The sequence below is a fragment of the Streptomyces albus subsp. albus genome, from assembly GCF_000725885.1.
GTDB lineage: Bacteria > Actinomycetota > Actinomycetes > Streptomycetales > Streptomycetaceae > Streptomyces > Streptomyces albus.
The window spans coordinates 12,912-25,632 of record NZ_JODR01000025.1 but is presented as its reverse complement, the minus strand read 5'-3'; the positions used below and the strand labels follow the sequence as shown (position 1 = coordinate 25,632).

At 74.4% G+C, this 12,721-nt stretch carries 13 protein-coding genes; 8 read left to right on the top strand and 5 right to left on the bottom strand.

The window, feature by feature from the left end; translation table 11 throughout:
* The first annotated feature begins 20 nt into the window (after positions 1-20).
* The 7 genes from IO40_RS0126025 (at position 21) to IO40_RS0125995 (ending at position 4,896) form a co-directional block, all read left to right on the top strand.
* Positions 21-419, top strand: a complete 399-nt coding sequence (locus IO40_RS0126025; protein ID WP_016467996.1) for a YidH family protein — start codon at positions 21-23, stop codon at positions 417-419.
* Positions 420-508: 89 nt separating this feature from the next.
* Positions 509-817: a DUF202 domain-containing protein gene (locus IO40_RS0126020; protein ID WP_030408049.1), complete on the top strand. Its 309-nt coding sequence runs from the start codon at positions 509-511 to the stop codon at positions 815-817.
* The gene (locus IO40_RS0126015; protein ID WP_244190325.1) at positions 814-1,269 is read left to right on the top strand and encodes a gluconokinase; all 456 of its coding nucleotides are present in this window, start codon (positions 814-816) and stop codon (positions 1,267-1,269) included. Before IO40_RS0126020 ends, IO40_RS0126015 begins: the two co-directional genes overlap by 4 nt.
* A gap of 42 nt (positions 1,270-1,311) precedes the next feature.
* The gene (locus tag IO40_RS38055; protein ID WP_016467993.1) at positions 1,312-1,461 is read left to right on the top strand and encodes a hypothetical protein; all 150 of its coding nucleotides are present in this window, start codon (positions 1,312-1,314) and stop codon (positions 1,459-1,461) included.
* Between the two features lie 138 nt (positions 1,462-1,599).
* Entirely contained in the window at positions 1,600-2,622 is a 1,023-nt protein-coding gene (locus tag IO40_RS0126005; protein ID WP_016467992.1) for a phosphotransferase family protein, read from the top strand.
* A gap of 8 nt (positions 2,623-2,630) precedes the next feature.
* Positions 2,631-3,845: an acyl-CoA dehydrogenase family protein gene (locus IO40_RS0126000; RefSeq protein WP_031176246.1), complete on the top strand. Its 1,215-nt coding sequence runs from the start codon at positions 2,631-2,633 to the stop codon at positions 3,843-3,845.
* A 121-nt stretch (positions 3,846-3,966) separates the two neighbouring features.
* Entirely contained in the window at positions 3,967-4,896 is a 930-nt protein-coding gene (locus IO40_RS0125995) for a hypothetical protein (RefSeq protein ID WP_016467990.1), read from the top strand.
* A gap of 24 nt (positions 4,897-4,920) precedes the next feature.
* Here IO40_RS0125995 and IO40_RS0125990 read toward each other — a convergent pair whose 3' ends face one another.
* The 4 genes from IO40_RS0125990 to IO40_RS0125975 all read right to left on the bottom strand — a co-directional run bounded on the left by IO40_RS0125990 (position 4,921) and on the right by IO40_RS0125975 (position 11,322).
* The gene (locus IO40_RS0125990) at positions 4,921-7,269 is read right to left on the bottom strand and encodes a glycoside hydrolase family 65 protein (protein ID WP_016467989.1); all 2,349 of its coding nucleotides are present in this window, start codon (positions 7,267-7,269) and stop codon (positions 4,921-4,923) included.
* Positions 7,266-8,021: an HAD family hydrolase gene (locus IO40_RS0125985; protein WP_030408045.1), complete on the bottom strand. Its 756-nt coding sequence runs from the start codon at positions 8,019-8,021 to the stop codon at positions 7,266-7,268. The genes IO40_RS0125990 and IO40_RS0125985 overlap by 4 nt, the downstream gene beginning before the upstream one ends.
* Positions 8,022-8,059: 38 nt before the next feature.
* Positions 8,060-9,871 carry a GAF domain-containing sensor histidine kinase gene (locus IO40_RS0125980; RefSeq protein ID WP_016467987.1) on the bottom strand — a complete coding sequence of 604 codons (1,812 nt, stop codon included), beginning with the start codon at positions 9,869-9,871 and terminating at the stop codon, positions 8,060-8,062.
* A gap of 62 nt (positions 9,872-9,933) precedes the next feature.
* Positions 9,934-11,322 (bottom strand): MFS transporter, encoded by a 1,389-nt coding sequence (locus IO40_RS0125975; protein WP_078565636.1) that lies wholly within the window; start codon positions 11,320-11,322, stop codon positions 9,934-9,936.
* A 228-nt stretch (positions 11,323-11,550) separates the two neighbouring features.
* Here IO40_RS0125975 and IO40_RS0125970 point away from each other — a divergent pair, with 228 nt between their 5' ends.
* On the top strand, positions 11,551-12,222 hold the full coding sequence (locus tag IO40_RS0125970) for a response regulator transcription factor (RefSeq protein WP_016467985.1): 672 nt from the start codon (positions 11,551-11,553) through the stop codon (positions 12,220-12,222).
* A 42-nt stretch (positions 12,223-12,264) separates the two neighbouring features.
* On the opposite strand, the gene IO40_RS0125965 is transcribed toward IO40_RS0125970, so the two are convergent.
* A complete protein-coding gene (locus tag IO40_RS0125965) occupies positions 12,265-12,642 on the bottom strand; it encodes an RNA-binding S4 domain-containing protein (RefSeq protein ID WP_016467984.1) in 378 nt (125 codons plus the stop codon).
* Between the last annotated feature and the right edge of the window lie 79 nt (positions 12,643-12,721).

The window sequence follows — 12,721 nt, the reverse complement described above, 5'->3', positions numbered from 1 at the left end:
TCACGGCGTACGGTTGAGCCATGCGCGACCGGATCTCGGGGACCCTCCGGCTGTGGTTCTCCCCCCAGCGGCTCAGGGAGGAGGGCACCACGCCCGACTACCGCTTCTCGCTCGCCAACGAGCGGACGTTCCTCGCGTGGATCCGCACCTCGCTCGCCCTGGTGGCCGGCGGCATCGCGGTCGACCAGTTCCTGACCGGGCTGCGCTGGGGCGCGCGGACGACGGTGGCGATCGTGCTGCTGGCGGGCGCCGCGCTGTGCGCCGTGCGCGCCGTCAACCACTGGGTGCGCTGCGAGCGTGCCATGCGGCGCGGCGAGGACCTGCCCGCCTCGCGCTTCCCCGTGCTGCTGGCCACGGGGACGGCCGCCGCCGCCGTGCTCGTCATCGCCGTCGTCGTGCTGGGCCTGGCGGGCCGGTGACGGGCGGGCTGCCGGCCCACGACGGACCGGCCGGCCGCGGGCAGGCGGACGGGACGCCCGAGCCGGCGCGCGGGACGCCGTCGGAACCGGTGTGCGAGACGCCGCCGCGGGACCCCGGCGTACAGCCCGAGCGCACCTGGCTGGCCTGGCGCCGTACGACGCTCACCTACGCCGTCTCCGTGGGGCTCGCCGCCCGGGTCGCCGTCGCCGAGCACTCGGCGACCGCTGTCGCCGCCGCCGCTCTCGGCGCGGTCGCCTGGGCCGCACTGCTGCTGACCGCGCAGCGGCGGCGCCGTGGCCTGGCGGTCAGGCAGCCGGCCCCGATGGACGCCGTCCAGGTCATCGGCACACTTGCGAGCGTGCTGGTGCTGATCGTCGTGGGAGGGATGCTGCTGTGAACAGCCGAGACACCGGAACCCGGCCCCTCGTCGTCGTCATGGGGGTGTCCGGCTCCGGAAAGAGCACCGTCGGCGCGTGGCTGGCGGACACCCTCGATCTGCCCTTCGCCGACGCCGACGACTTCCACCCGCGGCGCAACATCGAGAAGATGTCCGCCGGTCTGCCGCTGGACGACGCCGACCGGGCCCCCTGGCTGGACGCGATGGCCGACTGGCTGGGCCGGTACCGGGAGGGCGGCGCCGTCCTCGTCTGCTCGGCCCTCAAACGCCGCTACCGGGACCGCCTGCGCCGCTCGTCCGGCCGGCTCTTCTTCCTCCACCTGGCGGGCTCCTACGCGCTGATAGCCGAGCGGATGTCCCGGCGCGAGGGCCACTTCATGCCGCCGGGGGGGAGGGCGGACGGCCGGCGGGGGAGGGCTCACAGGTGTGCGGTATGCCGCTTTCCGCCCTGAGTCCGATGACAGGCGCCCGTTCCGCCCCCTAGCCTTCGTCCCATGCCGATGAGTGACAACGAGCCGCTGTTCGTCCGCGACGAGCGCTACCGGAACGGCTATGTCCTCAACCACCGCAACCCCTCGGGCCTGGCCCTGATCATCGTGTTGACGGTCGGCGTGCTGATCCTGACCGCCGTCGCGCTCGCCTGACGCCACGTCCGGTCCCCGGGCCCGGCGGCGCCGTCCGCCCTCCCCGACGGTGTGGCCCCGGTCTCCGTCGCTCCCTCTGGACTCCATACCGACTAGTCGGCATGATCGGATGCGACCGAAGCTGAAGGAGCGCGCACCATGAGCGAACAGAATCCGCCCGGCCTCGATCTGGCGCGGCTCGCCACGCATCTGGAGCGGGAGCGCCCGGGGCTGGTGCGGGGACCGTTGCGCGCCGAAGTGGTGCACGGCGGCCGGTCGAACCTGACCTACCGCGTCACCGACGGCACCGGCCGCTGGGTGGTGCGCCGTCCCCCGCTGGGCCATGTGCTGGCCACCGCGCACGACATGGCCCGCGAACACCGCGTCATCAGCGCACTGCGGTCCACCCCCGTGCCGGTCCCCGAGACGGTGCTGCTGTGCGAGGACCCGGACGTGCTCGGCGCCCCCTTCTACGTGATGGAGCACGTCGAGGGCACCCCGTACCGCACCGCCGCGCAGCTCGCCCCGCTGGGCCCCGAACGCACCCGCGAGATCGTCCTCGCGCTGCCCGGCACGCTGGCCGCGCTCCACGAGGTGGATCCGCAGGACGTCGGCCTGGGCGACTTCGGCCGGCCCGAGGGCTTCCTGGAACGGCAACTTCGGCGCTGGACCAAGCAGTTGGAGGCGTCCCGCAGCCGGGACCTGCCCGGCATCGACGCGCTGCGCGACGCGCTCGGCAGCACGCTGCCCGACTCGCCCCGGCCCACCGTGGTGCACGGCGACTACCGCCTCGACAACGTCCTGGTGGACGCCGACGACCGCATCACCGCGGTGCTCGACTGGGAGATGTCCACCCTCGGCGACCCGCTCACCGACCTGGGCCTGCTGGCCATGTACAGCGAGCGGCAGGACGTCCCCGACTCGCCCGTCAGCACGACCAGCGGCGCCCCCGGCCACCCGTCCGCCGGTGAACTGGTCGAACGCTACGCCCGGCTCTCGGGCCGGGACGTGTCCCGGATCAACTGGTACACCGCCTTCGCCTACTTCAAGCTGGCGGTGATCCTGGAGGGCATCCACTACCGCTTCACCCTGGGCCGGACCGTCGGCGCCGGCTTCGACCGGATCGGCGAACTCGTCCCGGTCTTCATCGACAACGGGCTGACCACTGTGCGGAAGGGCTGAGGCAGGCGATGGACTTCGCATACGACGCGCGCACCGAGGAACTGCGCGAGCGGCTGCTCTCCTTCATGGACGAGCACGTGTACCCCGCCGAGCCGGTGGCCGAGGAGCAGCGTGCGGCCCTCGACTCGCCGTGGCGCACACCCCAGGTGGTGGAGGAACTGAAGGCCACCGCACGGAAGCTGGGCCTGTGGAACCTCTTCCTCCCCGACCCCGAGTACGGTGCCGGGCTCACCAACCTCCAGTACGCGCCGCTGGCCGAGATCACCGGCCGCAGCCCCCAGCTGGCCCCCACCGCCCTCAACTGTGCGGCGCCCGACACCGGGAACATGGAGCTGCTGGCCCAGTTCGGCTCGGCGCGGCAGCGTGAGCGGTGGCTGGAGCCGCTGCTGGCGGGCGAGATCCGTTCGGCGTTCGCCATGACCGAGCCGGAGGTGGCCTCCTCGGACGCCACCAACATCGGCACCCGCATCCGCCGGGAGGGCGACACCTACGTCGTCACCGGCCGCAAGTGGTACATCTCCGGCGCCATGCACCCGGACTGCGCCGTCTTCATCGTCATGGGGAAGACCGATCCGGACGGCGAGGATGTACGCCGCCAGCAGTCCATGGTGCTGGTCCCGCGCGATACGCCCGGCGTCGAGGTGCGGCGTGCCATGACGGTCTACGGCTACCAGGACCACTACCACGGCGGCCACGCCGAGGTGGTCTTCGACGACGTCCGGGTCCCCGCGGAGAATCTGATCGGCGAGGAGGGCGGCGGCTTCGCCATCGCCCAGGCCCGTCTCGGCCCGGGCCGCATCCACCACTGCATGCGGCTGATCGGCATGGCCGAGCGCGCCATCGAGCTGATGTGCCGCAGGGCGCTGGAGCGCACCGCTTTCGGCAGGCCGCTGGCCGCCCAGGGCGTGGTCCGCGAGTGGATCGCCGACGCCCGGGTCCAGGTGGAGCAGCTGCGGCTGCTGGTGCTCAAGACGGCCTGGCTGATGGACACCGTCGGCAACCGCGGCGCCCACACCGAGATCCAGGCCATCAAGATCGCCACCCCGCGCGCGGTGGTGCGCATCATCGACGACGCCGTCCAGCTGCACGGGGCCGGCGGGGTGTCGCAGGACTTCCCGCTGGCCGAACTGTGGGCGGCGGCGCGCACCCTGCGGCTGGCCGACGGCCCCGACGAGGTGCACCAGCGGTCGCTGGCGCGCCGGGAGTTGCAGCGGTACGCCTGAGCCGCGGCCGGCCCGGAACCGAACCTTCCGGGCCGGTTATCGTGTGTGACCGATAAGTGACGCTGTGGAACGGATGCTGACTTGACGTGATCGCTCAGGTCCGGTTGGGTGATCGGCGACCATGACTCCTCCACCACCCCCACTCACCTTCCGCCGCCCCGGGGACGGCAGGCGGCCCGATCCCGCGCTGGACGACGCCCCGTTACGCGCCGCACGGGACGCCCTCTCACGCGGCGACTGGCTCGAAGCCCGCGGCCTCCTGCTGGAGACCGGCCGGGACTGGGACCTGCGCGGCCACCGCGTCCTGTGCCTGGCCGCGGCGCCCGCGGCCGAGAGGCGGGCCCGCGAGTGGCTGCGGACCGAGGCCGGCAGCCAGGACGCCGCCGTGCTGCTGGCCTGCGCCATGGCGATACGGGCCACACGCGGCGCGGGCGACGCTCGCGTTGCCCGCGAGGCGCTCCAGACCGCCGCCCGCGCCGTCCCCGACGATCCCACCCCGTGGCTGGCGCTGCTCCTCCTGTACCGCGGGACGGCGGCACCGCAGGAGTGCCACCATCCCTTCGGCGAGCTGCACGCACGGCATCCCGAACACCACCACGCCCACCACGTGATGACCGCGCTGCTGGCCGAGGCCGGCCCCGGCGTCTACACCTTCGCGGCCGACGCCGCCGAACGGGCCCCCGCCGACTCGCCGCTGGCCCTGCTGCCCCTCGTCGCGCACGCCCAGCGCTTCCGGGTGCTGGCCGCGGACGGCGCCGTGCCCGCCGACCCGACCGCCGCCGGCCACTGGCACGGCCGGCACCCGCGGCGCATCGTCGAGGCGGCCTTCAACTGGTGGCTGGAGTGGGGCGCCGAGGACCGCAGCCCGCGCCGGCTCATCGACCTCAACCACCTGGCCTACGCCAAGTTCCACGAGGGCCGGATGGCCGAGGCCGCCGCGCTCTTCCAGCGCATCGGCCCGTACCCGACCCCCGAGCCGTGGTCCTTCTCCGGCAGCGAAGCGCACCGGGCCTTCCGCGTCGCCCTCCGCACGGCGCTGCGCGCGGTGTGACCCGGTGGCGGTGCACCGGCCGGCTCAGTGCCGCCGCACCGGCCGCCTGCCCTGCGGCTGTTCCGGCTCGGGACGGTGCGGCTGGGGGCGCAGCCGGCGGGTCTGCGGTGCCGAGGACGTGAGGGTGAACGGTTCCTCGCAGTGGCACAGCTCCAGCGGGCTCCCCTCCAGCAGCGTGTAGGTGACCGACGAGTCGGTGATCTCCACCCGCAGCCGCCGGCCGCGCACCTGCACCACGAACGCGAGCCTGCTGAGCTGCTCGGGCAGCGTGGGGGAGAAGTCCAGGGTGCCGCGGCGCAGCCGCATCCCGCCGAACCCGGCGACCAGCGCGATCCAGGCCCCGGCCAGCGAGGCGATGTGCAGCCCGTCGACGGTGTTGCTCTCCAGATCGGCCAGGTCCATCAGCGCGGCCTCGCCCACGTAGTCGTAGGCGAGCTGGAGATGGCCGACCTCGGCGGCGATCACCGCCTGGCAGCAGGCCGACAGTGACGAGTCGCGGACCGTCATCCGCTCGTAGTAGGCGAAGTTGCGGGCCTTCTGCTCCAGGTCGAAGGCGTCACCCCGCTTGTACAGCGCCAGCACGAGGTCCGCCTGCTTGATGACCTGTTTGCGGTACAGGTCGAAGTAGGGGAAGTTCAGCAGCAGCGGGTACTGGTCGGGGCGCGTCGCGGCGAAGTCCCACATCTGGTGGCCGGTGAAGCCCGCCGACTGTTCGTGCACGCCCAGGTCCGCGTTGAACGGTATGGCCACCGCTTCCGCCGCGTCCCGCCAGGCCGCGGCCTCCTCGTCGTCCACGCCCAGCGCCGCCGCCTGCCCGGTGTGCCGCTCCACGACGTCGGCCGCCGCCCGCAGGTTCAGCTGCGCCATCATGTTGGTGTAGAGGTTGTCGTCCGCGACGGCGCTGTACTCGTCGGGGCCGGTCACCCCGTCGAAGTGGAAGGTGCCGTGGTGGTCGTGGTGGCCCAGCGAGTGCCACAGCCGGGCCGTCTCGACCAGGATCTCCACCCCCGTCTCCCGCTCGAACTCCTCGTCGCCGGTGGCCGCGACGTACCGCACGACGGCGTCCGCGATGTCCGCGTTGACGTGGAAGGCGGCGGTGCCCGCGGGCCAGTACGCCGAGCACTCCGAGCCGTCGATCGTCCGCCAGGGGAACGCCGCGCCGCGCAGGCCCAGTTGACGGGCGCGGTCACGGGCCGCCGGCAGTGTCTCCTGCCGCCAGCGCAGCGCCTCGGCCACCGAGTCGGGCGAGGTGTAGGTGAGCACCGGCAGCACGAACGACTCACCGTCCCAGAAGGTGTGCCCGTCGTAGCCCGAGCCGGTCAGCCCCTTGGCCGGGATGGCCCGCTTCTCCGCCCGAGCCCCGGCCTGGAGGACGTGGAAGAGCGCGAACCGCACCGCCTGCTGGATCTCCGCGTCGCCGTCCACCTCCACGTCGGCGCGCGCCCAGAAACCGTCCAGGTATTCCCGCTGCTGCTCCACCAGCCCCTGCCAGCCCTTGGTGCGGGCCCCGGCGAGGGCGGCGTCCACCTGGTCGCGCACGGCGGGCAGCGAGCGGACGCCGGACCAGCCGTAGGACACCAGCTTCTCGACCCGCAGCCGCTCGCCCCGCCTCAGCTCCGAGGTGACGGTGAGCCGGGCCACGTTCTGCCCGCTCTCGCTGGAGGTGGCGGTGGTGCCGGGGCCGTGCACCACGTGGTCGGCGGCCGAACCGACCCGCAGCCCGCTGCGCTCGGTGCGGTGCACCAGCCGCAGCCGCATGTCGTCCGCGAAATGCTCCTCGGGGATCAGCACGTTCTCCAGCGCGGCGGCCACCCGCGGGTCGCCGCCGCTCTTGCGCGGCAGCTGCTCGTTGGCGACCAGCTCCGACTGCACGACGATGCGCACGTCCGAGTCCAGCGGCTCCACCTCGTAGGCCACCGCGGCGATGGCCCGCTGGGCGAAGGAGACCAGCCGGGTGGAGGTCACCCGCACGGTGCAGCCCGCCGGGGAACTCCATTCGCACACCCGGCGCAGCAGCCCCGTCCGCAGATCCAGCACCCGTTCGTGGGAGCGCAGCTTGCCGTACCGCACGTCGAACGGCTCGTCGTTGACCAGCAGCCGCATCACCTTGCCGTTGGTGACGTTGATGACGGTCTGGCCCGACTCCGGGTAGCCGTAGCCGGCCTCCGCGTACGGCAGGGGGTGCAGTTCGTGCACCCCGTTGAGGTAGCTGCCGGGCAGCCCGTGCGGCTCGCCCTCGTCCAGGTTGCCGCGCCAGCCGATGTGCCCGTTGGAGAGGGCGAAGACCGACTCGCTCTGCGGCAGCACGTCGAGGTTCAGTTCGCTCTCGCGCAGCGTCCACGGCTCCACGGCGTACGCCGACTGACTGATCACCGCTCACCTTCCCCGGAAGCGTCCACCAGGTCCCACAGGTCCTTGACCACCACATCCGCGCCGTGCGCGCGCAGCGCACCGGCCTGGCCGGTGCGGTCCACCCCGACGACGTGGCCGAAACCCCCGGCGCGGCCGGCCTCCATGCCGGCCAGCGCGTCCTCGAAGACGGCCGCCTCGCCGGGGGCGACGCCCAGCTCGTGGGCGGCGGCCAGGAAGGTGTCGGGACGGGGCTTGCCCGGCAGCTTCCGTTCCCTGGCCACGATGCCGTCGATACGGGCGTCGAACCGGTCCGCGATGCCGACCGCGACCAGCACGTCCCTGCAGTTGGCACTGGAGGAGACCACCGCGGTCCGCAGCCCGGCGGCGCGTACCGCGTCCAGATAGCGCACCGAGCCGTCGTAGGCCTCGACGCCCTCCTGGTGGATCTTCTCCAGCAGCAGCTCGTTCTTGCGGTTGCCCAGCCCGTGCACGGTGCGGCGGTCGGGCGGGTCGTCGGGCGTGCCCTCGGGCAGTTCGATGCCGCGCGAGGCGAGGAAGGTGCGCACCCCGTCGGCGCGCGGCAGCCCGTCCACGTACGCGTCGTAGTCCGCCACCGGGTCGAAGGGGCGGAAGCCGGGCCCCTCGCGTTCGCGGAGGAAGGCGTCGAACGTCTCCTTCCAGGCGGCGTCGTGGACGACGGCCGTCTTGGTGAGGACACCGTCGAGATCGAACAGGCAGGCGCGCACGCCGTCCGGCAGACCGAGCTTCGTCATGCGTGCCGGGTCCCCTGGCAGGGGGGACGACATGCCTGTCAGTCCGGTTTGCCGCCCGGCTGGCCGGAGGGCCGCCGCCCGGGGCGGGGGAGCGGTACCTCCCACCGGATGCGGGTACCCGGGCCGGCGCCCTCGCCGGTGCCCGGCGTCACCGTCAGGGTGCCGCCGAGCAGCTCGGCGCGCGAGCGCATGTTGGCCAGCCCGCCCGTGTGCGGCCGGCCGGCGATGCCCACCCCGTCGTCGGTGACGGCCAGCGTGAGGGCCGCGCCCACCGACAGGGTGACGTCCACCCGGCGGGCGTGCGCGTGGCGGACGATGTTGCTCAGCGCCTCCCCGAGGACGGCGCTCACCTGTTCGGCGGCCTCCGCGGGGACCTCCGTGTCCACCGGGCCCTCCATCCGCAGGGCGGGCAGGAAGCCCAGCCGGTCCGCGGCGTCGCCGACGGCCTCGGTCACCGTGCGGCGCAGGCCGGCGCCGGCCCCCGCACCGCCGCCCCCGTCCTGGCCGGAGGAGCGCAACGCGAAGATGGTGGACCGGATGATCTTGATGGTCTCGTCGAGGTCGTCCACCGCGCGGCTGACCCGCTCGGCCGCCTGCGGCCGGTCGATGAGCCGCGCCGCGCTCTGGAGCGTCATCCCCGTCGCGAACAGCCGCTGGATGACCAGATCGTGCAGGTCCCGGGCTATCCGGTCCCGGTCGTGCAGCAGCGCCAGCTGTTCCGACTCCGCCCGGTGCTGCGCCATCTCCAGCGCGAGCGCCGCCTGCGCCGCGAAGTCCGACAGCAGCTCCACCTCCGTCTGGTCGTAGGGCGGACGCCCCTTGAACCGGCTCAGCCGCAGCGCGCCCGGCGCGTGCTTCTGCGCCAGCAGCGGCACCGCCACCACCGGGCCGTGCTCCCCGCTCCCGGACGGGAACGCCCGGGTACGCGGATCCCGCCCCACATCGGCGGACACCGCCGGCTCCCCGGTGCGCGCTGCCAGCCCCGAGAGGGTCTCGTCCAGGGGCACCACCGCGCCCGACTGCTCCTCGGCCAGCGCCCCGACCGCCACCACGACCCGCAGCCCGTCCACGGCGCCGGGCCCCTCACCCCCGTCCGGCAGCAGGACGCACGCCGCGTCCGACTGGGCCACCTCCAGCGCCCGCCAGGCGATCAGCCGCAGCACCTCGCTGGAGGGCGCCCCGCTCAGCAGGAGCCGGGTGATGTCGCTCAGCGCCTCCAGCCACTGCGCGCGGCGCCGGCTCTCCGCGTACAGCCGCGCGTTGTCCACCGCCACGCCCGCGGCGACCGCCAGGGTGGTGACGACCGCCTCGTCGTCGGCGTCGAAGTCCGCACCGCCCCGCTTCTCGGTCAGATACAGATTGCCGAACACCTCGTCGCGCACCCGCACCGGCACCCCCAGGAAGGAGTGCATCGGCGGGTGGTGCGGGGGAAAGCCGCGACTGGCCGGGTGCGCCGTCAGATCCGACAGCCGCAGCGGCTCGGGGTTGCGGATCAGCTCGCCGAGCACACCGTGCCCGGACGGCAGCGGCCCGATGCGCGCCGCCTCCTCCTCGGAGATCCCCACCGGCAGGAACGTGGCCAGCCGCTGCCCCTCGCCGACGACGCCCAGCGCCCCGTACCGCGCGTTGGTGAGGGCCAGCGCCGCCTCCACGATGCGGCGCAGCACCTGCGCCAGGTCCAGCTCCCGGCCGACGCTGAGCACGGCCTCCAGCAGCCCGTGCATACGGTCCTGAGTGGTGCGGGCGGCGTCCAGCCGGATCTGGAGCTCCTCCAGCAGCTCGTCCAGCCGGAAATGGGGCAACTGCCCCCGGTACACACGGTGCTGCCCGCCTCTGTCACCCTCCGCCATGCGCACCTCCGTACGCCGTACGACAGCGGGGTCCCCGTGCGGCCCCCCGGGAACCGGCAAGTCTACGGGCCGGCCGACGTCAGGTCGCCCGCCGCCGACCCGGGCTCACCGTCCCGCGCACCGCCGCCCGCCTGGCCGGCGTCCGCACCGTCCCGGGCGTGCGGGACGCCGGATGCCGCGGGGGAGCCGGACGCCGCCGGCCGGGCGCCGCGACGGCGGTCCATGTGCCGCCACTCGGGCCGCAGCCCGGCCAGATTGGTGGTCAGGAAGTACGCCGCGCCGCCCGCCAGCAGCACCGGGACCAGCCCCCAGGCGGCGACCGCGGCACCGGCCACAAGGCCGCCCAGCGGTATGCCGGCCCAGGCCAGGGAGTCGCCCAGGGCGTTGACGCGGCCCCGCAGCCCGGCGGGCACCCGCTCGAAGTTGACCGCGCCGAGTATCGGGTTGAGGAACCCGGCGCCGAACCCGCTCAGCGCGAACACCGCCAGCACCACGGCCATCGGCACATCGGCCGCCAGCACCACGAACCGGGGCGCGCCCGCGAGCAGGAAACCGGCGAAGAAGACCGGGCGGCGGCGCATCCGGTGCCCGACGGCCGCCGCGACCAGGCTGCCGGCCACCGCCGCCGCGCCCAGCGCGCTGTTGGCCGTTCCGATGGCGCCGGGCCCGTGGCCCGTCTCCCGCGCCCAGACGGGCAGCAGCAGCGTGGCGAACGCCGCGTCCAGCAGATTGGTGACCCCCACCATGACCACGACGGTCAGCAGCAGCGGATCGCGGCGCAGGAAGCGGAACCCGTCGGCGAGCCGCCGCCAGTAGCCGTCGCCGTCGGCCTGCACGCCCGCGTCCGGGACCGCCTGCGCGCCGGTGCCGTCAGTGCCCGCGCCGGCGTCCTCCGCGCTCGTGGCGGGCCCGGCGCGCTCGTGGCGGGGCAGACAGCAGGCGATCACGGCGGACCCGGCGGCGAAGCAGCAGGCGATGACCACCAGCGCCGTGCGGGCGCCCAGCAGCGCCACCACCGCGCCGCCGGCGGCCGGGCCGACGGTGGAGGCCAGGCGCTCGGTCACCCCGGCCAGTCCCGCGGCCCGCTCCAGCGGCACCCGGGCCCGCTCGGCCGCGAGCGGCACCAGCACCTCCTTGGCCAGGTCGCCCGGCCCGCGCGCGGCCCCGACCAGGGCGACGAGGACCAGCAGCAGCCCGAAGGAGAGGGTGCCGGTCAGCTGGGCGGCGACGACGGCGGCCACCGCGGCGGCGCTGAGGACGTCGGCGGTCCAGGAGACCGTACGCGGCCCGGCCCGGTCCACCAGCGGCCCGGTGAACGCCTTGACCAGGACGTAGGGGGCCATCTCGCACAGCGACACCACTCCGGTGCGGGCCGTGCTGCCCGTCGTGACCAGCACGAACCACGGCAGCGCGATCGCCGAGACGCGGGTTCCGGTCAGCGCGACCGCCATCCCCGCCAGTACGCCCGCGAGCGGCCGGACGCTCCGTGCTCCCGTGCCGCCCCGGCGGCCCGCCGCGGTCACCGTGCCCCCGGGGTGTCCGTCGGGCGGGTGCGCGGGGGTCTCCGGTCGGGGGCGGTCATGGCCGCAGCCTAGAGGGCCCGCCCCGGCGGGTACCGAACGGCCCCTGGTCAGCCGACGGCCCGTGCACCACCCTGTGAGGGCGTCCAAGGAGGTCCAGTGCCGGAGTCTGTTCGTGTGTTCCTGCTCGACGACCACGAGGTGGTGCGGCGCGGGCTGCGTGACCTGCTGGAGGAGGAGCCGGATCTGAGCGTCGTCGGGGAGGCTGGCACCGCCGCCGAGGCCCTCGCCCGCGTGCCCGCCGCCCGCCCGCACGTGGCCGTGCTCGACGTACGGCTGGGCAGCGCCGGCCCGGACGGCGACCACCAGGGCATCGAGGTGTGCCGCGAGCTGCGGGCCCGGATGCCGGAACTGGTGTGCCTGATGCTCACCTCGTTCGACGACGACGAGGCGCTGCTCGACGCCGTCATGGCGGGCGCGGCCGGCTATGTGCTCAAGCAGATCCGGGGCGCCGACCTGGTCGGCGCGATCCGCACGGTGGCGGCCGGCGGCCGGCTGATCGGCCCCGAGGCGCGGGCCCGCGCGCTGGCCCGTGCGCAGGCGGGGGAGGGCTGCCCGGCGCCGCCCGAGCTGGCGCGGCTGACCCCGCGCGAGCGGGAGGTGCTGGCCCTCATCGGGGAGGGCCTGACCAACCGGCAGATCGGCGAGCGGCTGTTCCTCGCCGAGAAGACGGTCAGGAACCGGATCTCGGTCATCCTCGGCAAGCTCGGGGTGGGGCGGCGGGTGCAGGCCGCCGTGCTCGCGGAGCGGCTCGGCAACGTCACCGAGTGAGGCGGCTCGGCGCAGTGGGGCGGCTCCCCCGGCGGGACGGGGTCAGCGGCCCCCGCGCAGCCGGTCGAGTTCGCGGCGCTCGCGCTTGGTGGGCCGGCCGGCGCCCCGCTCGCGGCGGGCCACGACCGGGACCTCGACGGGCGGAGGCGGCGGCGGACTGTGGTCGGCGTAGCACTCGACGGCGACGGGCGCTCCCACCCGTTTCCTGATCAGCCGCTTGACGATCACGATGCGTTCCCGGCCGCCGTGCCGCAGCCGCACCTCGTCCCCCACCCGCAGGGCGTGGGCCGCCTTCACCCGCTCGCCGTTGACCTTGACATGGCCGCCGCGGACTGCGGTGGCCGCCTGCGAGCGGGTCTTGGTCAGCCGAACGGACCAGATCCAGCTGTCGACGCGTACCGACCCTTCGTTCGCCGTCATGCCCCCGACTGTAGGGGAGCGGGACGCGGCTGTGCCCCGCTCGGCGGTCCCGCGGTGGCACTCACCCGGCGAACCGGCA